The 17577-nt window shown below is 73.7% G+C and carries 22 protein-coding genes; 11 read left to right on the top strand and 11 right to left on the bottom strand.

Going from position 1 to position 17577, the window contains the following annotated elements; translation table 11 throughout:
- Nucleotides 1-47 precede the first annotated feature (47 nt).
- On the top strand, nucleotides 48-284 hold the full coding sequence (locus ACQP2P_RS22230; protein ID WP_433618806.1) for a hypothetical protein: 237 nt from the start codon (nucleotides 48-50) through the stop codon (nucleotides 282-284).
- A 128-nt stretch (nucleotides 285-412) separates the two neighbouring features.
- Here the strand turns inward: ACQP2P_RS22230 and ACQP2P_RS22225 are convergent, their stop codons facing one another.
- A complete protein-coding gene (locus ACQP2P_RS22225; protein WP_433618804.1) occupies nucleotides 413-1366 on the bottom strand; it encodes a TIGR03619 family F420-dependent LLM class oxidoreductase in 954 nt (317 codons plus the stop codon).
- A 108-nt stretch (nucleotides 1367-1474) separates the two neighbouring features.
- Here ACQP2P_RS22225 and ACQP2P_RS22220 point away from each other — a divergent pair, with 108 nt between their 5' ends.
- Nucleotides 1475-1969 (top strand): nuclear transport factor 2 family protein, encoded by a 495-nt coding sequence (locus tag ACQP2P_RS22220; protein ID WP_433618802.1) that lies wholly within the window; start codon nucleotides 1475-1477, stop codon nucleotides 1967-1969.
- Between the two features lie 133 nt (nucleotides 1970-2102).
- On the opposite strand, the gene ACQP2P_RS22215 is transcribed toward ACQP2P_RS22220, so the two are convergent.
- Nucleotides 2103-2501, bottom strand: a complete 399-nt coding sequence (locus ACQP2P_RS22215; RefSeq protein WP_433618800.1) for a protealysin inhibitor emfourin — start codon at nucleotides 2499-2501, stop codon at nucleotides 2103-2105.
- A gap of 514 nt (nucleotides 2502-3015) precedes the next feature.
- On the opposite strand from ACQP2P_RS22215, the gene ACQP2P_RS22210 reads away from it, so the two are divergent.
- Together ACQP2P_RS22210 and ACQP2P_RS22205 are read left to right on the top strand one after the other, a co-directional pair.
- On the top strand, nucleotides 3016-3342 hold the full coding sequence (locus tag ACQP2P_RS22210; RefSeq protein WP_433618798.1) for a YciI family protein: 327 nt from the start codon (nucleotides 3016-3018) through the stop codon (nucleotides 3340-3342).
- Complete coding sequence (locus tag ACQP2P_RS22205) at nucleotides 3339-4556, top strand: RNA polymerase sigma factor (RefSeq protein WP_433618796.1); 1218 nt, start codon at nucleotides 3339-3341, stop codon at nucleotides 4554-4556. Before ACQP2P_RS22210 ends, ACQP2P_RS22205 begins: the two co-directional genes overlap by 4 nt.
- 12 nt (nucleotides 4557-4568) lie before the next feature.
- Here the strand turns inward: ACQP2P_RS22205 and ACQP2P_RS22200 are convergent, their stop codons facing one another.
- The 6 genes from ACQP2P_RS22200 to ACQP2P_RS22175 all read right to left on the bottom strand — a co-directional run bounded on the left by ACQP2P_RS22200 (nucleotide 4569) and on the right by ACQP2P_RS22175 (nucleotide 10725).
- Entirely contained in the window at nucleotides 4569-5150 is a 582-nt protein-coding gene (locus ACQP2P_RS22200) for a hypothetical protein (RefSeq protein WP_433618794.1), read from the bottom strand.
- Between the two features lie 44 nt (nucleotides 5151-5194).
- Nucleotides 5195-5878 (bottom strand): uridylate kinase, encoded by a 684-nt coding sequence (locus ACQP2P_RS22195; protein ID WP_433618792.1) that lies wholly within the window; start codon nucleotides 5876-5878, stop codon nucleotides 5195-5197.
- Nucleotides 5879-5898: 20 nt separating this feature from the next.
- Nucleotides 5899-7116, bottom strand: coding sequence for a CynX/NimT family MFS transporter (locus ACQP2P_RS22190; protein ID WP_433618790.1), 1218 nt, complete (start codon nucleotides 7114-7116; stop codon nucleotides 5899-5901).
- On the bottom strand, nucleotides 7103-7810 hold the full coding sequence (locus ACQP2P_RS22185) for a FadR/GntR family transcriptional regulator (protein ID WP_433618788.1): 708 nt from the start codon (nucleotides 7808-7810) through the stop codon (nucleotides 7103-7105). The genes ACQP2P_RS22190 and ACQP2P_RS22185 overlap by 14 nt, the downstream gene beginning before the upstream one ends.
- 227 nt (nucleotides 7811-8037) lie before the next feature.
- Nucleotides 8038-9738, bottom strand: a complete 1701-nt coding sequence (locus ACQP2P_RS22180) for a ricin-type beta-trefoil lectin domain protein (RefSeq protein WP_433618786.1) — start codon at nucleotides 9736-9738, stop codon at nucleotides 8038-8040.
- Between the two features lie 69 nt (nucleotides 9739-9807).
- On the bottom strand, nucleotides 9808-10725 hold the full coding sequence (locus ACQP2P_RS22175) for an NmrA family NAD(P)-binding protein (protein WP_433618784.1): 918 nt from the start codon (nucleotides 10723-10725) through the stop codon (nucleotides 9808-9810).
- A gap of 50 nt (nucleotides 10726-10775) precedes the next feature.
- Here ACQP2P_RS22175 and ACQP2P_RS22170 point away from each other — a divergent pair, with 50 nt between their 5' ends.
- Together ACQP2P_RS22170 and ACQP2P_RS22165 are read left to right on the top strand one after the other, a co-directional pair.
- Nucleotides 10776-11480 (top strand): TetR family transcriptional regulator, encoded by a 705-nt coding sequence (locus ACQP2P_RS22170; RefSeq protein ID WP_433618782.1) that lies wholly within the window; start codon nucleotides 10776-10778, stop codon nucleotides 11478-11480.
- Between the two features lie 48 nt (nucleotides 11481-11528).
- Nucleotides 11529-12005: a GNAT family N-acetyltransferase gene (locus ACQP2P_RS22165; protein WP_433618780.1), complete on the top strand. Its 477-nt coding sequence runs from the start codon at nucleotides 11529-11531 to the stop codon at nucleotides 12003-12005.
- On the opposite strand, the gene ACQP2P_RS22160 is transcribed toward ACQP2P_RS22165, so the two are convergent.
- Nucleotides 11918-12502 (bottom strand): NmrA family NAD(P)-binding protein, encoded by a 585-nt coding sequence (locus ACQP2P_RS22160; RefSeq protein ID WP_433618778.1) that lies wholly within the window; start codon nucleotides 12500-12502, stop codon nucleotides 11918-11920. The genes ACQP2P_RS22165 and ACQP2P_RS22160 overlap by 88 nt on opposite strands.
- A 103-nt stretch (nucleotides 12503-12605) precedes the next feature.
- Between ACQP2P_RS22160 and ACQP2P_RS22155 the strand changes: the two genes are divergently transcribed.
- The gene (locus ACQP2P_RS22155) at nucleotides 12606-13169 is read left to right on the top strand and encodes a TetR/AcrR family transcriptional regulator (RefSeq protein WP_433618776.1); all 564 of its coding nucleotides are present in this window, start codon (nucleotides 12606-12608) and stop codon (nucleotides 13167-13169) included.
- A gap of 195 nt (nucleotides 13170-13364) precedes the next feature.
- On the top strand, nucleotides 13365-13745 hold the full coding sequence (locus ACQP2P_RS22150) for a DUF2255 family protein (RefSeq protein WP_433618774.1): 381 nt from the start codon (nucleotides 13365-13367) through the stop codon (nucleotides 13743-13745).
- 3 nt (nucleotides 13746-13748) lie between these two features.
- On the opposite strand, the gene ACQP2P_RS22145 is transcribed toward ACQP2P_RS22150, so the two are convergent.
- A complete protein-coding gene (locus ACQP2P_RS22145; RefSeq protein WP_433618772.1) occupies nucleotides 13749-14996 on the bottom strand; it encodes an amidohydrolase family protein in 1248 nt (415 codons plus the stop codon).
- Nucleotides 14997-15146: 150 nt separating this feature from the next.
- Entirely contained in the window at nucleotides 15147-15260 is a 114-nt protein-coding gene (locus ACQP2P_RS22140; RefSeq protein WP_433618770.1) for an antitoxin MazE-like protein, read from the bottom strand.
- Here ACQP2P_RS22140 and ACQP2P_RS22135 point away from each other — a divergent pair.
- From ACQP2P_RS22135 to ACQP2P_RS22125, 3 genes are read left to right on the top strand one after another with little or no spacing between them, the layout of a single operon-like run.
- Nucleotides 15231-15674: a group I truncated hemoglobin gene (locus ACQP2P_RS22135; protein WP_433618768.1), complete on the top strand. Its 444-nt coding sequence runs from the start codon at nucleotides 15231-15233 to the stop codon at nucleotides 15672-15674. The genes ACQP2P_RS22140 and ACQP2P_RS22135 overlap by 30 nt on opposite strands.
- Nucleotides 15674-16846 carry a globin domain-containing protein gene (locus tag ACQP2P_RS22130; RefSeq protein WP_433618766.1) on the top strand — a complete coding sequence of 391 codons (1173 nt, stop codon included), beginning with the start codon at nucleotides 15674-15676 and terminating at the stop codon, nucleotides 16844-16846. Before ACQP2P_RS22135 ends, ACQP2P_RS22130 begins: the two co-directional genes overlap by 1 nt.
- Entirely contained in the window at nucleotides 16843-17499 is a 657-nt protein-coding gene (locus ACQP2P_RS22125) for a DivIVA domain-containing protein (RefSeq protein ID WP_433618764.1), read from the top strand. Before ACQP2P_RS22130 ends, ACQP2P_RS22125 begins: the two co-directional genes overlap by 4 nt.
- Nucleotides 17500-17577 lie beyond the last annotated feature (78 nt).

Raw genomic sequence — 17577 nt, 5'->3', positions numbered from 1 at the left:
CTGCTCGATGGCCCGGATCAGCTCCGCGTGGCTCCTACTACTTCGGGGTGCCCGACGACCTGGTGTACCCGGTGCCGATGCACACGTTCTTGCGCAAGGACCTGACGCTGCGGGCCGGGACGACCAAGGATCGGCCGCGGGTGCTGCGGCCGGCGCAGCGGCACCTCCAGGACCACCCGGCGCTCCTGGACGCCTACGTCACCGACCGCCTGCCGATGGACCGAGTCCAGGAGGCCTACGACCGCGCGGCGGCCCCGCGCCGGCACCGGAGCCTGCGGAGGTGACGGCGTGAGCGGTCCGGAGCGAAGCGGAGGGGCCGCTCACCATCAACACAGGTCCCTCGCGCCGGCACCGGAGCCTGCGCAGGTGACGGCGTGAGCGGTCCGCAGCGAAGCGGAGGGGCCGCTCACCATCAACACAGGTCCCTCGCGCCGGCACCGGAGCCTGCGGAGGTGACGGCGCGAGCGTCGCGCGCCTCGAGGAGGGGCTGCAGGAAGGCCGGCAGCTCCTGCGGGCCCCGGACGAAGGCGATCGGGTGCACGATCACGCAGTCGGCGCCCGCGTCCCACAGCTGCCGCGCCTCCTCGAGCACCGGCGGCGCGCCGGCCTCCTCGGCCGTCATCTCGTGCGCCACCAGGGTCGTGGCGGCGGTGACGGTGACCGAGCGCGGGTCCCGGCCGGCCCGCTCGCACGCCGCGCGAATCCCGGCGACCGCGGCCCGGAAGTCCTCGATCGGCATCGGCGCCGCCCACCAGCCGAGCCCGTGGCGCACGATGCGCTCGATCGCCCGCGGGGTGGGGTTGAAGCCGAACGACAGCCGCAGGTCGGCGCCCTGCACGGGCAGCGGCATGCTGTGCAGGTCCGTGAACGCCAGGTGCCGGCCGGCGTGCGCGGCGGGCCCGCCGCCCCAGAGTGCCCGGCACACGGCGACCTGCTCCTCGAGGTAGCCGAAGCGGCCCTCGAACGCGCGCTCGGTCGTGCGGTACTCCTCCTCCTGCCACCCCACCCCGAGCCCGACGTCGAGCCGCCCGCCGCAGATGACGTCGAGGGTGGCGAGCTGCTTGGCCAGCAGGACGGCCGGGCGGATCGGCGCGATGAGCACGTTGGTGCCGAGCCGGGCCCGTTCGGTGACGCCGGCGACGGCCGCGAGCGCGGTCAGCGGCTCGTACCAGTTGGTCGCGATCGGGTACGGGAAGCCGAGCGCGACCCGCTCCCGGTGCGCCCGCTCGCTCATCGTCACGTGGTCGGGCAGCACGAGCAGGTCGACGCCCGCCCGGTCGGCCAGCGCGGCCGCCTCGAGCAGCCCGGCGAACCGCCTGCCGTAGAGCTCGTCGACGCCCATGAGGTTGAAGCCCAACCGCGCCATCGCGACCCCGCTTCCGTTGCCAGCGAACAGATTCCCTAACCAAGCAAGTGCTTGGTAGCTTAGCCGTGCGGGCCTGGCTCACACCAGGCTCTCGACCGAGGAGGTTCGATGACTGACGAGGACGCGATCCGCGCCGTGGTGTGCCGCTACTGCCGGGGCATCGACCGGCTCGACATGGAGCTGGTCCGGTCCTGCTACCACCCCGGCGGGATCGACCACCACACCGGCTTCGACGGCCCGATCGAGGACTACATCGCCTGGGTGGAGCCGAAGGTCCGCGGCTTCGACGGCACGCAGCACCTGGTGGCCAACCACCTCGTGGAGGTCGTGGGCGACCGGGCGCTGTCGGAGACCTACGGCATGGCGGTCCACTGGGGCACCCCGTCGCACGACCCGAAGCTGAACTTCACCAGCGGCTTCCGCTTCGTCGACGTGATGGAGCGCCGCGGCGGCGGGTGGCGGATTCTGGAGCGCTTCGCGTCGCGCGAGTGGACGCGCTCGGACGCCGGGGCGTTCATCCCCCGCGAGGGCCCCGGCCCGGCCGGACGCCGGGACCGCGAGGACCACATCTACCGGCTCCGCGCCCGGCTGCTCACTCCCTGAAGCCGGCGAGGTGGTCGTGCGCGGCCACCCCGCCGACCTGGGCGGTGCCGGAATGGTCGAAGCCCTCCTCGCCGGGGTCACGCCGACGTGCTGCGTGAACTGGGCTCAGGCGGTTGCCGCAAGAGGCCGGGCGTCAGCGGGGCGCGAAGGGGCGCACGCCGTACCGCTCGGCCTGCTCGATCGTGTCCCAGAGGATCCGCGGGGCCTTGGTGCCCTGCACGGTCGACACGGACTTGTGCAACCCGGTGCGGTAGGTGACCGTGATGCGGTACGCGTACCGGTCGCAGCACGGGTGCTTCGGCTGGTACGCGGGGCGCAGCCGCAGGAACCTGACGCTGCCGGCCATCCGCAGCGCGGGCCGGCCGCCGACGGTGCCGCGGTCCACCACGAACGCGGTCTGCTCGCCGGCGAGCCCGCCGGAGCGCTCCAGCACGATCTTGTTCGCCAGGCCGATGGGGATCATGCCCGGGGCCGCTGCGGCCGGTGTTGCGGGCGCGGCGGCCGCCACCGCACCGGCCAGGGTCAGGGTCACGATTGCGTTGCGTGCGAGCGTCCGTCCCATGGTGCACCCCCGTGCTCACGGCCCCGCCGACCGGCGCCACTCCCCTGAGCACACCACGCGACGGGATGGTCACGTTCGGTTTCAGGCGGTTTGCCAACCATCCGATGTACTGCGGGCAGCGCTGACGAGCGCGTGGTCGTCGAGCGTCGCGTGCCGGCCGCGGGGTCGACGGCGCGCCGGTCGCTCCTCGGGGCGTCGCCCCGCAACGGTAGCGCGCCCGCGGCGGCCGCGCCGACGGCGCCGAGGTGGCGCACGCCCGCGCGGACCACGACGCTGGACTCGCGGCGTCGCAGTGGCTCGGGGTCCGCGAGGAGCCGGTGCGGCTCACCGTCCGTCACGTGCCGATAGCATCACGTTGCGGGCGTTCGCCGTACACATTCCTGCAGAAATTGTTCGCCGGGCCTGTCGGATCGCGGCGGCGGCGTTCGTAGGAGAGGCGAGCGGCGGCCCGCGGCGGGCCCGCCCGAGACGGGAGACGAGAGCGATGGCGCAGTACCTGATTTCCGTGCTCAACGACAGCACCGAGCACGCCACCGAGGAGGAGGACGTCGCGATCGACGCCTTCAACGAGCAGCTGCGGGCCGGCGGCTACTGGGTCTTCGCCGGCGGCCTCGGGGCGCCGGCCACGGCCACGGTCGTCGACAGCCGGGCCGGCGAGGCGGTGTTCACCGACGGGCCGTTCGTGGAGACGAAGGAGTTCGCCGTCGGCTTCTGGATCATCGAGGCCCCGGACCTCGACGTGGCGCTGCGGCTCGCCTCCGGCGGGTCGAAGGCGTGCAACCGCAGGGTCGAGGTCCGGCCGTTCCTGTGACCGGGATCGAGGAGAGGATCGCCGGGGTGTACCGCGCCGAGTGGGCCCGGGTGGTCGCCGGGCTCGCCCGCCGCATCGGCGACCTCGACGTCGCCGAGGAGATGGCGGCCGAGGCGTTCGCGACCGCCGTCGAGCGCTGGCCGGTCGACGGCGTTCCGCCGAACCCCGGCGCGTGGCTCGCCACCACCGCCCAGCGCAAGGCGGTCGACCGGCTCCGGCGCGAGGCCAAGCGCGACGAGAAGCACAAGGAGGCGCTGATGCTCACCGACACTGCGGAACCGCTCGGCGCCATCGACGACGACCGGCTCCGCCTCGTCTTCACCTGCTGCCACCCCGCGCTCGCGATGGAGGCGCGGACCGCGCTGACGCTGCGGATGGTCGGCGGGCTCACCGTGGCCGAGATCGCCCGCGCGTTCCTGGTCCAGGAGAGCGCGATGGGCCAGCGGATCACCCGCGCCAAGGCGAAGATCAAGGCGGCCCGGATCCCGTACCGGGTGCCGGACCGCGAGGACCTTCCGGCGCGCGTCACCGGGGTGCTCACCGTGCTCTACCTCATCTTCAACGAGGGCTACCTGGCCGGCGACCCGCAGCGCGAGGCGATCCGCGAGGACCTGACCGCCGAGGCGATCCGGCTGACCCGGCTGGTCCGGGAGCTGATGCCGGCCGACGGCGAGGTCGCCGGGCTGCTCGCGCTGATGCTGCTGACCGAGGCCCGCCGGGCCGCGCGGATGTCGGCGAGCGGCGAGCTGGTGCCGCTCGACGACCAGGACCGCGGCGCCTGGGACCGCGCCCTGGTCGCCGAGGGGCACGCCCTGGTCCGGGCGCGGCTCGCGTCCGGGCAGGCGCCGGGGCGGTACCAGATCCTCGCCGCGATCAACGCCGTGCACACCGACGCCCCGGACGTGCGCGACACCGACTGGTCGCAGACCGTCGCGCTCTACGACATGCTGCTGCGGCTCGAACCCACGCCGATCGTGCGGCTCAACCGGGCCGTCGCCGTCGCCGAGCTCGACGGCCCGCAGGTGGCGCTGGCGCAGGTGGAGGGGCTGCCGCTGGAGGGCTACCCGGCCTTCCACGCCACCCGCGCCCGGCTGCTGCGCCGGTTGGGCCGCGGCGCGGAGGCGCGGGCGGCCTACGACCGGGCCATCGAGCTGGAGGGCAACAGGGCCGCGACGGCGTACCTGACGCGCCGCCGCGACGAGACCGGGCGTTGACCCGGCGGCCGATCAGCGGACGCGGTTGGCCCAGCGCCAGTTCGCGATGAACCCGCCGCTGACGGCGCCGAAGAAGTACCCCCACACGTGCGAGGCGGCGTAGGGGCCGATGCGCTCGAAGACCGCCTTGCACTCGTCGCGGCGGCCGGAGAGCGCGTACGCGACGGCGAGCCAGTTCTCGCAGGTGAGCGCCTGGGTGTGCGCGGGCACGCCGGGCGAGCGCCACCTCGTCACGCAGTCGTCGAGCTCGCGCTGGACGGCGGGGCGCTGGAAGTACCGGCGGGAGCTGATGAGCCCATCCCGGGTCACCTTGCCCCAGCAGTACTCCCGCATCGCGTACTCGAAGTGCGCGAGCAGCGGCAGCATCGTCACACCGCTGCCGGGCGGCGCGTCGAACCCGGGCTCCTGGGCGGCCGCGAACATCGCCTCGTGCGAGCCGTACCACTTCTCGCACAGCGAGCTCCACCGAGCCGCCCCGCATCGGGCCGAGCGCGGTGACCGCGTGCAGCTGCGAACCGAGGTGTTGCGGCGCCCGCGCCTCGAGCGCCGCAGCACCTCTTCGGCGTCGACCTGCTGACCGCGGGCCATCTGCATCAGCAATGCCCAGGGCGCCGGGTCGCGAGACCCCGCCTACGGCTTTACTCCTCCGGCAACACGCCACGCAGGACGCGAGGCCGCTCGAAGTCACGGTTGTCGATGACGATGTCCGCTTGCCCGGCGGGACGGACCTCGGCCAGGTACAGCTGCTCGCCGGGGATGTAGTACGTGCGGTACCGCTCGGCTGCGGCTTGCGCCGAGTCCATCCACGCCTGGTCGCGAGCCGTGCCCCGGCGCAGCACGTCCGCGACCTCGATGTGGAGATAGACGCGCAGGTCCCAGTGCCGGGCCAGGGCCGGCTTCTGCAGGAAACCGCCGTCCGCGACGAGGATCGCGTCGTCCGAGGTCACGTGGGCCCCGGAGTCGATGGGCACGCGACCGCTGAGATCCATGATCTGGGTGCGGTACCGCCGGTTGCCGCCCGGTCCGAGCGGCACCAGCAGCTCGTCGCGGATCGCGTCGACGTCGAACATCTCGAAGTAGTAGCTCTCCGGCGAGCCGGGCGGATACTGCGTGCGCAGGTCGACGTGCCGCTTGAAGTGGTCGACCATGACGCGCAGCACCGGCCGAGCCGTCCTCCCGCGCAGGGTGGTGGCCAGCTCGTCGGCCAGGGTCGTCTTGCCGGCCGCGGAGTGACCGTCGATGGCCACGCGCGCCGGATGATCCAGGCGCAGCGCGAGGATGCGGTGCGCCAACCCGTCGAGGACCCGCTGCCGTGCCGACATCGTCCCAGCATGCCGTGTCGTCAGGCGATGACGCGGTCGCGACCCGCCAGGAAACCGGACACGACGAGCACGACGTCCACCGCGATCATCGCGATCAGCGCCGGAGTCCACGAGCCGGTGGCGTCGTGCAGCGCGCCGACCGCGGGCGGGCCCGCCGCCGCGACGAGGTAGCCGACGCACTGGGCCATGCCGGACAGGGTCGCCGCCTGGGTGTGGTGCCCGGTGCGCAGGCCGAAGAACGACAGTGCCAGCACGATGCTCGAACCGCCCGCGATCCCGGCGCAGATCGCCCAGACGACGCCGTACTGCGGGGCGGCGAGGATGCCGAACGTGGCGACGGCGTACAGCACCGGGCCCGCCACCCCGAGCATCCGCTGGTCGCGCAGCCGCGGGATGAGCGCGGAGCAGGCGACGCTGCCCGCGATGCCGCACGCGTTCAGCAGCAGCTGGTGCACGCCGGCCTCGGTCGCGGGGACCCCCGCCGAGCTCTCGATCGACGGCAGCCAGGTGATGAGGATGTAGTAGCCGGTCGACTGCAGCGCCATGAACGCGGTGACCTGCCAGCCGAGCGCGGTGCGCCACGGGCTGCGGGTGGCGGTGACCCCCGCGGCCGGGACGTCGGCGGGGCTCGGCGGCGGCCCGCCGCGGCGGCCGAGCTGCGGGGCCAGGACGGCCAGCGCGATGAGGGCCAGGCCGGCCCACATGCCGAGCGGGAGGCGCCATCCGGCCGAGGTCCAGCCGGCGGCCGGGACGGCGAGCCCGGCCGCGATCGCCGCGAAGCTGGCCTGCACCGACGAGTACGCGCCGGTGACCGGCCCGATCCGGTGCGGGAAGTCGCGCTTGACGAGCGCCGGCAGGACCACGTTGAGCACGGCGATCGCGACACCGAGCAGCGCGGTGCCGAGCCACAGCAGCGGCGCCCCGGGCAGCGAGCGCACGACGAGCCCGGCGGCGAGGACCACGAGACCGGCGCCGAGGGTGCGCTCGATGCCGACGCGGCGGGCCAGCACGGGAGCGACCGGGGAGACCACGGCGAAGGCGATCAGCGGAAGGCTGATCAGCGCCGAGGCGGTCAGCGAGGTGAGGCCGAGGTCGTGGCGCAGCTCGTCGAGGACCGGCCCGACGCTCGTGATGGCGGCGCGCAGGTTGGCCGCGACCAGCAGCAGGCCGGCCATTACCAGTGCCGGGTGCGCCGTCCGGGTCTTCGCCGGGCGGGTGACACGGTCAGTGAGCGTCATGGTGCTCGGCTTCCTCTTGCAGTTCGTGGGCGAGCCGGGCCATGCGCTCGGCCGCGGCCGCGGCCGCGTCCGGGTCGCCGGCGATGACCGCGTCCAGGATCTCGGCGTGGCTCGCGTCGATGTCCGCGAGCCGGGGCCGGGCCGCGGCCAGGTCGACGTCGGGCGAGTTCAGGTGCTGCAGCGAGCGCTCGTTGCCGCCGGTGCCGCGGTAGATCTCGGCGAGCAGGGCGTTGCCCGACGCCTCGAGCAGGAGCCGGTGGAACACGATGTCGGCCGCGGCGTAGGCGGGGCCGTCCGTCGCCGCGGCGCGGGCGGCGAGCGCCTCGGCCAGGCCCGCGCGCTGCTGCGGGGTGGCCCGGGTCGCGGCGAGCCGCGCGCCCTCGCGCTCCAGCAGCAGGCGCACCTCGGCGACGTCGGCCGCCCGGTCGCGCTCCAGCCGCCGGGCGAGCGCGGGCCCGAGGTCGCTCGTGGCGATCACGAAGGTCCCGTAGCCGGCCCGGGCGCCGAGCAGGCCGGCGTGGACGAGCGAGCGCAGGCCCTCGCGGACGCTGTTGCGGCTGACGCCGAGCTCGCGGGTCAGCTCGTGCTCGGTCGGCAGCAGCGCGCCGACGGGGAACTCGCCGTCGGCGATGCGGCGGCGCAGCTGGTCGGCGACCTGCTCCGACAGCGACACGTTGGGCCTCAGGCGCGGCATGGGGTCCAGCCTGCCATTGAGCCAAATGTTGGACAATTACCTGCGCGTGTCGCAACGTGTGGTCTACCGCACGGCGGGGATCTGCGCCCACGCGCGAGGGAGGGTCATCCGACGACGGCGTGCGAGGGCGGCCTGGCGCTCTCGCGCCCCGCGGTGACGCTGATGATCGGCGACTGACATCGCCGGAGCCCGGGGCAGCGCGCCCCGGGCTCCGCGATGGTCACGGGTCAGGACTTGCGGAAGGTCTGCGCGCCGGAACCGTTGCAGTCCCAGATCTGCAGCCGCGTGCCGTTGGCCGTGTTGCCCGAAGGGGCGTCGAGGCAGCGGCCGGACTGCGGGTTGCGCAGCGTGCCGTTGCCGCCGTCGACCCAGACCTGTGCCGCGTTGCCCGTGCAGTCGTGCAGCTGCAGGACGGTACCGTTGCCGGTCGCGCCACCGGCGATGTCGAGGCACCGGCCGAGCGTCGTGAGGGCCGAGCCGTTCCACTTCCAGTTCTGGTCCCGGGACGCGTCCTGGCAGTCCCAGAGCTGGACGGCCGCGCCGTCGCCGCCGCTGTCGTCGCCCGCGACGTCCACGCACTTGCCGGCCGGGCCGACGATGTTGGATGCGCCGCCGTTGTAGACGAAGGACTGCGCGCCGCTGCCGTTGCAGTCCCAGATCTGCAGCCGGGTGCCGTTGCCGGTGGCGCCCGACGGGGAGTCGAGGCAGCGGCCGGAGCCGACGTTCACGAGCGTGCCGCTGGGCGTCGTGCGCCACTGCTGCCAGCCGCCGGCGTTGCAGTCCCACAGCTCCAGCTTCGCGCCGGCGGCCGAGGAGGCGCCGGTGACGTCCAGGCAGCGGCCGAGCGTCTGCAGGGTGCCGTTGTTCTTGAGCACCCAGTGCTGGTCGGCCGCCCCGGCCTGGCAGTCCCACAGCTGCACGGCCGCGCCGTTGCCGCCGATGTCGTCGCCGGAGACGTCCATGCACTTGCCACCGGGGCCGATGACCGTATTTCCGGTACCGCTCGATCCGCCGCCCGGGCCCTTGTTGTAGACGGCCACCGAGTCGATGACCATCGACGCGCCCGAGATCGTGGCGGCGTTGGGGCCGCCGCCGAACGCGTCGGGGAAGCCGCCGCCGATGGCGAGGTCGTAGATGATGAAGAACGGGTGGTCGACGGCGTTGGACCAGGTGGTCGCGTCCACCTGGTTGGCGAACAGGGTGAAGAAGTTGCCGCCGTCGAGGTAGAAGCGGATCTGCTCCGGCGAGACCGAGCGGTCGACCTCCACCGCGTAGTCGTGGAACCCGGTCTGGCAGCCGGGGCAGCCCCGCTCGCCGCTGCCGAGCCCGGTGCTCTCCTTGCAGGGGCCGCCCGGGTTGACGCCGCAGTGCAGGGTGCTGAACAGCGAGCTGCGGCCGTTGATGTCCTCCATGATGTCGATCTCGCCCGAGCCCGGCCACTGCACGCCGGCCCGCAGCGGGGCGCCGAGCATCCAGAACGCGGGCCAGTAGCCGGCGCCGTTCGCGGTGGTCACGTTCGGCTGCTGCAGCCGGGACTCCACGCGCATGACGCCGCCCGGGGCCGCCCCGAAGGTGGCCGCCTGCGTCTCGACCCGGCCCGACGTCCAGCCCGAGCGGGGGTCGGAGCCGCTGTGCAGGGCGGTGAGCAGCAGGTGCCCGGCGCCGTCCTTGTGGACGTTGGCGGTACTGCTCGTCATGGTCTCGATCTCCCCGGTGCCGAAGCTCGAGCCGGGGCCGGTGTCGTACTTCCAGACGTTCGTGTCGAGCCCCGAGCCGTTCGGCCCGTCGAACTCGTCGCTCCACGTGAGCGTGAAGCCGGGCGGGGCGGGGTTGATGGTGGCGTTCGCGGCGACGGTGGCGGTGACGGCGTAGTACAACGGCACGGCCACCACGGCGGCCAGCAGGGCCGCCTGGAGCTTCCTGCGCATGGCTGACCTCTCTCGGCGCTCCTGAGAGCGCTCTCTGTCAGCTTTATTTACAGTTCGGCGACGCGGATGTCAATTCTTGTCGATGGACTGTTCACCGCCGGCCGGGGCCAGGAACGCGCGCAGGGCGGCGGCGCCGGACTCGGCCAGCCAGCCGGCGAACGTGCGCAGTCCGGGGTGGATGACGCGCAGCGCCTCGATGTCCGCGTGCCAGCGCTCACCGGTCCGCCACCGCCGGAGGGTCTGCTCGACCATCGGGCCGAGCGCGACCGCCTCGGCCTCGGTGAGCTGCTCGTAGCGGACCTCGACGCCGGTGGCCTCGCTGATCGCGGCGGCCGCCTCGACCGGGGTCGGGTCGTCGCCGGCCAGTTCCAGCGTCCGGCCGGCGAACCGGGCCGGGTCGGCGAACGCGAGCGCGGCGAAGTCGGCGATGTCCTCCAGCGCGATGACCTGCATGGGCTCGTGGGGTGCGAACAGGTGACGGTGCACCCCGTGGACGATCCCTTCGAAGCCGGCCGCGCCGGTCCCGAGGTAGTTGGTCATGAACCGCACGGGCCGCAGGACCGTGGCGAGCCTGATGTGGTCGTGCAGGTACCGCTCGATGAGCGCCTTGCCCCTGGCGGACTGCGTCCTGGTCGAGGACGACGCGACCGTGCTGAGCACCATCTGCTCGACCCCGGCGGCGGACGCGGCGTCGATCAGGGCCCGTCCTCTGGCGACCTCCCGGTCCGTGTCGAGCGTGACGGGCGGGATGGCGAACACCGCGGCGGCGCCGTCGAGCGCGGGCGCGAGGCCGGCCGGGGCGTCGAGGTCGCCCGGGACGAGCCGCGCGCCGGCGGCGGCCAGCGCGACGGCCGCCGGTGCGGTGATGTCGCGGACCAGGGCCCGGACCGGCCGGCCCAGCTCCAGGAGCCGCCGCGCGGTGGCACCGCCCTGCTTGCCGGTGGCGCCGGTGACGACGATCGGCCCGGGCGCGTGTGATAGTGACATGAACCGGAACGATCCACCCGGCTGCGGGCCGAGGACAAGGATTTCGTGACATGACCGCCGAGCGCGCCGACGGCCGCCACAACCGCGAGCTCGTGCTGCGCACGGCGATGCGCGTCTTCGCCGACGAGGGGCTGGAGGTGCCGCTGACCCGCATCGCGCAGCGGGCCGGGGTCGGGGCCGGCACCGTCTACCGGCACTTTCCGAGCAAGGACATCCTCATCGAGGCGGTGCTCGCCGAGCATGTGCGCGGCCTGGCGCACGCCGCCGACCGATGGGCCGGCCGCGCCGCGCCGGGCGAGGCCCTGGTCGGGCTGCTCCTCGAGGCGATCGAGCAGTCCTCCGGCCGCGTCAGCGTCTGCAACGGGCTCACCGGCGACAAGAGCTGGCCGCGCGCCGCCCTCGCCCCCGCCGTCCGGGAGTTCGGCCAGGCCCTGGAGCGGCTGCTGCTGGCCGCGCAGCGAGCCGGCTCGGTGCGGGCCGATGTGCGGGTCGACGACCTGACCGCACTCATCGCCGGCGGCGCGGCGCTGCGCGCGGCCCATCGCAGCCGCACCCGCGGCGCCCGGCTCGTGCGGCTGCTGGTCGGCGGCCTGCTCACGAAAGAGGTCGGGTTTCGTGACACGGACGCCGGCCGGCGTCACGAAACCCGGCACTGCCTCGAGTGCGGCACCCGGCTGCGCATCCACACCACGGGCCGGCCGCCCAGCTACTGCGGGCCGACCTGCCGCCAGCGCGCCCGCCGCCGGCGCCGCTGAGTCGCATGCTCGGTTGCCCGGCACCCTCGCCGGGCGCAGCATGAGGGCATGAGCGTGGAGATCGTCGCGGTGCCGGACGCGGACACCGGGCCGCTGGTGGCGCTCCTGCACGACGCCGAGGAGGACGACGAGCGCATCCGGGCCGCGCTGCGCGATCCGGCCTGCCGCGCGTACGCCGCCCGGCTCGGCGGCGAGACCGTCGGTGCCGCGGTCGTGCGGTGGGACCGGCGGGAGCCGTCCGAGCTGCTGTACATCGCCGTCGATCCCGCCCGCCGGGGCACCGGCGTCGGCCGGCGCCTCGTCGCGGCCGTCCAGGCGGAGCTGCCCGTCCACGGCCGGTCGCTGCTCGTCGGCACGGCCAACTGCTCGCTGGACAACATCGCCTTCTACCAGCGGTGCGGCTTCCGGATGCACTCGGTGCGGCGCGACTTCTTCGCCTACATCCAGCCGCCGCTGTCCGAGCACGGCATCCCGATGCTGGACATGATCGTCTTCTCGTACACCAGTCCCACCGCGACCGGGTGACGCGCACCGACCGGCGCGCGCGGACACCGGCGGAGTGCGGGGTCTGCTGCTGTCCGTGAACGTCGGGCGGCCGGAGAACGCGGCGTGGCAGGGGCGCACGGTGGGATGCCGAGCGCGCGGGCGAACCGCGGGCGCGCCGGCTGACCGGCCACGTTCATCAGCTCCATCGGCAGGCCCGCGTACGCCGGCATGCCCGCGGCGAGCGCCTCGGGCTCGGTCATGTCGGGCGCGGCGAGCGGGACGCCGAGGGCGCGGGACAGGATCCCGGCGATCTCGGTCATCGCGAGGTGGTCGCTCGCCAGCTCCAGCTCGATCTCGTGGAACCGCTGCGGCTGGGCCACGGCCGCGGCCACCGTCGCGCCGATGTCGTCGACCGCGACCAGCGAGAGCCGCGTCGAGGGCCGCAGCACGGTCACGATGCCGCCCTCGGCACCGCGGGGCAGCAGATACGCCGCGGAGAGCAGGAAGTTCTCCATGGGAGCGGATTCAGCCGGCATGAGCTGCCCTTCTGGACGATTTCGCTGAAACGGCGGGGTGCGCCGTTTCCGTCCGGGCTAAGATACGGCTACCCCCGCCACTTAGCGAGCCCGTGGAGCACGCATGACCGGTCAGCGCGCCGACGCCCGCCGCAACTACACGCTGCTGCTGTCCGTGGCCGAGCGGGCGATCGCCGAGCAGGGCGCCGACGCGTCGCTGGAACAGATCGCCCGCACGGCTGGGGTCGGGTCCGGGACCGTACGCCGGCACTTCCCGACGCGGCACGCCCTGCTCGAGGCGGTCTTCCGCAAGCAGGTCGACGCGCTCGCCGACCGCGCACGGGAACTGGCCGGACACCCGGACAGCCGCGCCGCGCTGCTGGACTGGCTCGACGCCGTGCTGGCGTTCGCGGCCACGACCCGCGGCCTGGCCGAGGCCCTCAACCGCGACCACGAGGCCGACCCGGGCGAGGCCCACGAGCACTGCGCCACCGCGCGGCTGACCGAGGCGGGCGACCCGCTGGTGCGCCGCGCGGCGGGCGACGGCGGGCTGACCCCGGGGGTGACCATCACCGACCTGCTCAACCTGGTCACGGGCATCGCGCTGGCCACCGAGCACAGCCCGGACGCCGCCACCGCGGCGAACCGCCTCCTGCGCCTGACCATCACCGGCGTCAGCCCGGCCTGAGCACCATGGAACCGGGGCGGCATGTCCGAGTCGTTCGCCGGCCGGGCGATCGCCCGGCACTCCCGCCGGGAGGACATCGTGCTCGCCACGTCGTGGCCGCGCCGCAGGACAGCTTCTGGCGGTGACGGCCGCGGTTCAACGCCGCCTCCACGGGAAGTGCGGCGGGTGACCGAACCTTCTGCGAAAGGACCCGTCATGGCCTCGTGGACGCCCGACGAGCTGCGCCGCATCGGCGCCGCCGACGAACTGCAGATCGCCCCGACCCTCGCCGACGGCACCCTGCGGCCCCCGACGACGATCTGGGTCGTCCCGGACGGCGACGACGTGTACGTCCGCGCCGTCAACGGCACCGACTCGTCCTGGTACCGCAGCACCCGCACCCGGCACCAGGGCCACGTCCACACCGACGGCGTCGACCGCGACGTCACCCTCACCGACGTGCCCGACAGCGACCCCGTCAACGCCCGCATCGACTCGGCGTACCGCACCAAGTACCGCCAGCACGACACCGCCTACGTCGACATGATCCTGACGCCGGCCGCCCGAGCCGCCACCCTCAAGCTCACCCCCCGCTGACCCTCACGCCGGTGCCGCCGGCCGATGCACGACGCCGGCGCGCATGACGAAGTCGACGGCACCGGTGGCGTCGATGTCGTCGAACGGGTTGCCGGGCAGGGCGATCAGATCGGCGACGGCGCCGGGTTCGATGCGGCCGAGGTCGGGGCGGCCCAGCAGGTCGGCGGCGGTGCTGGTCGCCGCGCGCAGGGCCCGCGCCGGGCTGATGCCGGTGTGCACCATGGCCGGGAACTCCCGCCAGTTCTGCTCGTGCGGGAACATGCCCGCGTCGGAACCGAATGCGATGCGCACCTCACTGGCGGCGACGTTGCGGGCACTGTCGCGCAGCTGGTCGGCGTAGCGGCCGAACTTCGCGCGCTCGGCGGGATCCTTGCCCCGCCAGTACTCGCCGTCGTCGAGGTGCTCCAGCGCGTCGGAGACCATGAACTGGGTGGGGACGAGGAACACCCCGCGCCGCTGCATCAGCGACAGGGTCTCGGCGGACGCGAGGTTGCCGTGCTCGACCGAGCGCACCCCGGCCCGCACGGCGCGCGCGACGCCTTCGTCGCCGTACGCGTGCGGGGTGCACGCCACGCCCAGCTCGGCGGCGGTGGCCACGAGCACGTCCATCTCCCGCTGCGTGTAGGTGGTCCGGCCGGGGTCGTCCGCGGGTGTGCCGAACCCGCCGGTGGCCCCGAACTTGACCCAGTCGGCGCCGGCGCGGATCTCCGCGCGCACGGCGCCGGTGACGGCGGCGGGCCCGTCGGCGAGCACGCCGATCTCCCGGCCGTAGTCGGGTGCGAGCAGCGTGGAGATGTCGCCGTGGCCGCCGCGGGCCGAGATCAGGTGCGGGGCCACGAGCATGCGCGGCCCGCTCACCAGGCCCCGCGCCACGGCGTCACGCAGGTGGACCGTGACCGGGTCCGCCGCGAACGTGGCCAGGTCGCGCACCGTGGTGAAGCCGCGGTCGAGCAGGTCGCGCAGCACCGGCAGGGCCCGCAGGGCCAGCACCGCGGCCGAGTCGGACACGAACGCGGTCAGCAGGGCGGACGGCTCGACCGTGGTGTGGACGTGACAGTCGATGAAGCCGGGCAACAGCATGCGATCGCCGAGGTCGACGACGCGCCTCCCGCCACGCCCGACCCGCTCGCCGACCTCGGTGATCCGGCCGTCGTCCACCGCGACCTCGGTGTGGGCGGACGGCACCGCGGCCAGCCCGTCCCAGCACCGCTCGGCGACGATGACAGCTCCGGTCGATGCATCCGCACGCACCGGGGTGCACTGCCCCGAGAACGCCCGGCCATGCGGGGCGACGCGGCCCGCATGGCCGGCATCGTGTCCGGCTGCACCCTCGTGGTACGCGAGGGTGCGATCGGCCATTCGGCCTGTTCGAGCAGCCCAGGCGCCGGTTGGATAAGCCACCTATAGGCTCGCGGCGATCAGACCCGGCCCGTCAGGAGCCCAGATCCGCACGGGCCGGATCCCCTCGAAGATAGGTGCACGACGATGACGCTGGACACGGCCCTGCTCGACCATCTGGATGCCGAAGCACAGCAGGAGAACCCGTCCTCGGCATTCACCACGATCGGCGGAGCCGCCGCGGTCTCCGCGGTCGTGGAGGAGTTCTACGCGCGGCTGCTGGACGACCCCGCCCTCCGGGACTTCTTCACGCCGCTCGTCGAGTCCGGCGGGCTGGGCGCGCTCAAGCGGCACCAGGTGCTGATGCTGACCAAGGTGCTCGGCGGGCCCGACCGGTACGACGGCCGTGACCTGCGGGCGGCCCACGCCCACCTGACCATCACCGACAACGCCTACCGGCGGGTCAGCCTCCACCTGCTGACCGTGATGCACGACTTCAAGGTGCCGATGGACATCCTGCAGGCCGCCGACGACGTCCTGCGCTCGGTCAGCTCGCTGATCGTCAGCGGGGCGCAGGGGGACGCGCGGTAGTGGACACAGCCGCGCTCAAAGCAAGCTGGGCGCAGGTCGTACCGCTGGGCGATCAGGCCGCCGCCTACTTCTACGCCACCCTGTTCAGCATCGACCCCAGCCTGCGCCAGATGTTCTCCGCCTCGATGGGCGGCCAGCGCGACCGGCTGCTGTCCGCGCTCGGGCACATCGTGTCCAATGTGGACGACTCCGAGACGCTGGTCGCGTTCGTGGAGCAGCTCGGTCGCGACCACCGCCGGTTCGAGGTCCAGCCGCAGCACTACCCCGTCGTCGGGCAGGCACTGCTGCACACCCTGGCCCACGGGCTGGGCCCCGCGTGGAACGAACAGCTGGCCGCCGACTGGGCCACGGCGTACGGCATCGTGGCCAAGGCGATGATCGACGCCGCGGCGGCCGTCGACCCGTTCGAGCCGGCCTGGTGGAGTGCCGAGATCGTCTCCCACGAGCGGCGTACCGGCGACGTCGCCGTGCTCACCGTGCGGCCCAAGGGCGAGGTGCGGTACCGGGCCGGGCAGTCCCTCGCCGTGGAGTCGCACCTGCGGCCGAAGGTGTGGCGCTACCTGACGCCGGCCAACGCTCCGCGCCGGGACGGCACGATCGACTTCCACGTGCGGGCCGTGGCCGGCGGCCAGCTGTCCCCCGCGCTGGTGTACCAGGCCCGCGAGGGCGACGTGCTGCGCCTGGGATCGCCGATCGGCAACCGCCTGACCGTGGCGTCCGGGCCAGGCCCCGACCTGTTGATGCTGGCGGGCGGCACCGGCGTCGCGCCCATGAAGGCCATCATCGAGCAGCTGGCCGCCGGCCTGGAGAACCGCAAGGTCACCCTCGTCGTCGGGGCCCCGAACCGGTGGGACCTGCACGACCAGGCCGAGCTCGACCAGCTCGCCGATGATCTGCGCTGGGTCGAGGTCATCACGGCCCTGTCCGAGGACATCGTCGGCGGGCAGCCGGTCACCGCGGTCGAGGCCGCCCTGCGCCACGGCACCTGGCACGATCGCCAGATCTACGTGTGCGGCTCACCGGCGATGGTGGCCGGCACCTGCCAGACGCTGCGCGACGAGGGCTACGCCGCGGCCGGCATCCACGTGGAACAGTTCGACGACAAGACCTATGCGCCGCTGCGTGCCTCCATGACGCCGGAGCGGGTGTTCGAGGAGGTGACCCGACCATGAGCGCAGAATCCACCCCACGGCGTAGGCCGCTCTCGCCCCATGAGATCCGCAACGCCCGCCTTCGCCAGATCGGCTTCCGCAAGGGCTACGACCCCGGGGAGGTCAACGCGCTGCTGCAGCGGGTGGCCGAGGAGATCGCCGCTCGCGACGCGCAGATCAGCACACTGCTGCACGACGTGGAGCGGCTCCAGCGGGAGGTCTACGCCCGCCGCCACGGCGCGCTGCCCGACAACGCTCCCGTCGGCCTGGACGAGGCGCTCATCTCCGAGCGCGTCCAGGCCCAGCAGTACGTCGACGAGATCGTCGCCGCCGCTCAGACCAACGCCGCGCACCTCGTGGCGCAGTCCCGGCAGCAGGCCAGCGAGATCATCCGAGCCGCACACGCCGCGGCCGAGCAGGCCGCGCGCGACTATCGCGCCAGCTCGGGGCCCAGCTACAGCCCCGACCGGGAGGAGCTGGCCCGGCTGGCCACGCTCGCGCAGTGGGCGATCCGCCAGTTCTCCGGCCTGCGGACCCAGGTCGACGCGACCGATGACGCGGCCCGTCAGGAACTGGCCTCGATCCTCGACCGGCTCGCGCCCATCCTGCACCCGGGCAACCCGAACGGCGCGGCCTACCCGGGGGACCCGAAGCATCGCAACGGAAAACCGTAGCGAGTTGCCCACGGCGCCGTAGGGGGCGAGCCCGCCGTCTACGGCGCCGTGGGTCAGCGCAGACGTGGACGGGTTCCA

It is taken from the genome of Dactylosporangium sp. CA-139114, from assembly GCF_050955725.1.
GTDB lineage: Bacteria > Actinomycetota > Actinomycetes > Mycobacteriales > Micromonosporaceae > Dactylosporangium.
The sequence above is the reverse complement of the archived record's forward strand: the minus strand, read 5'-3'. Positions and strand labels throughout refer to the sequence as shown.

Bases quoted from the DNA above. Each gene is read 5' to 3' on its own strand.
- ACQP2P_RS22225 (WP_433618804.1), bottom strand. From the start codon at position 1,366: ATGGCGCGGTTGGGCTTCAACCTCATGGGCGTCGACGAGCTCTACGGC.
- ACQP2P_RS22220 (WP_433618802.1), top strand. From the start codon at position 1,475: ATGACTGACGAGGACGCGATCCGCGCCGTGGTGTGCCGCTACTGCCGG.
- ACQP2P_RS22210 (WP_433618798.1), top strand. From the start codon at position 3,016: ATGGCGCAGTACCTGATTTCCGTGCTCAACGACAGCACCGAGCACGCC.
- ACQP2P_RS22200 (WP_433618794.1), bottom strand. From the start codon at position 5,150: ATGCAGATGGCCCGCGGTCAGCAGGTCGACGCCGAAGAGGTGCTGCGG.
- ACQP2P_RS22195 (WP_433618792.1), bottom strand. From the start codon at position 5,878: ATGTCGGCACGGCAGCGGGTCCTCGACGGGTTGGCGCACCGCATCCTC.
- ACQP2P_RS22190 (WP_433618790.1), bottom strand. From the start codon at position 7,116: ATGACGCTCACTGACCGTGTCACCCGCCCGGCGAAGACCCGGACGGCG.
- ACQP2P_RS22185 (WP_433618788.1), bottom strand. From the start codon at position 7,810: ATGCCGCGCCTGAGGCCCAACGTGTCGCTGTCGGAGCAGGTCGCCGAC.
- ACQP2P_RS22180 (WP_433618786.1), bottom strand. From the start codon at position 9,738: ATGCGCAGGAAGCTCCAGGCGGCCCTGCTGGCCGCCGTGGTGGCCGTG.
- ACQP2P_RS22175 (WP_433618784.1), bottom strand. From the start codon at position 10,725: ATGTCACTATCACACGCGCCCGGGCCGATCGTCGTCACCGGCGCCACC.
- ACQP2P_RS22170 (WP_433618782.1), top strand. From the start codon at position 10,776: ATGACCGCCGAGCGCGCCGACGGCCGCCACAACCGCGAGCTCGTGCTG.
- ACQP2P_RS22165 (WP_433618780.1), top strand. From the start codon at position 11,529: ATGAGCGTGGAGATCGTCGCGGTGCCGGACGCGGACACCGGGCCGCTG.
- ACQP2P_RS22160 (WP_433618778.1), bottom strand. From the start codon at position 12,502: ATGCCGGCTGAATCCGCTCCCATGGAGAACTTCCTGCTCTCCGCGGCG.
- ACQP2P_RS22155 (WP_433618776.1), top strand. From the start codon at position 12,606: ATGACCGGTCAGCGCGCCGACGCCCGCCGCAACTACACGCTGCTGCTG.
- ACQP2P_RS22150 (WP_433618774.1), top strand. From the start codon at position 13,365: ATGGCCTCGTGGACGCCCGACGAGCTGCGCCGCATCGGCGCCGCCGAC.
- ACQP2P_RS22135 (WP_433618768.1), top strand. From the start codon at position 15,231: ATGACGCTGGACACGGCCCTGCTCGACCATCTGGATGCCGAAGCACAG.
- ACQP2P_RS22140 (WP_433618770.1), bottom strand. From the start codon at position 15,260: ATGGTCGAGCAGGGCCGTGTCCAGCGTCATCGTCGTGCACCTATCTTC.
- ACQP2P_RS22125 (WP_433618764.1), top strand. From the start codon at position 16,843: ATGAGCGCAGAATCCACCCCACGGCGTAGGCCGCTCTCGCCCCATGAG.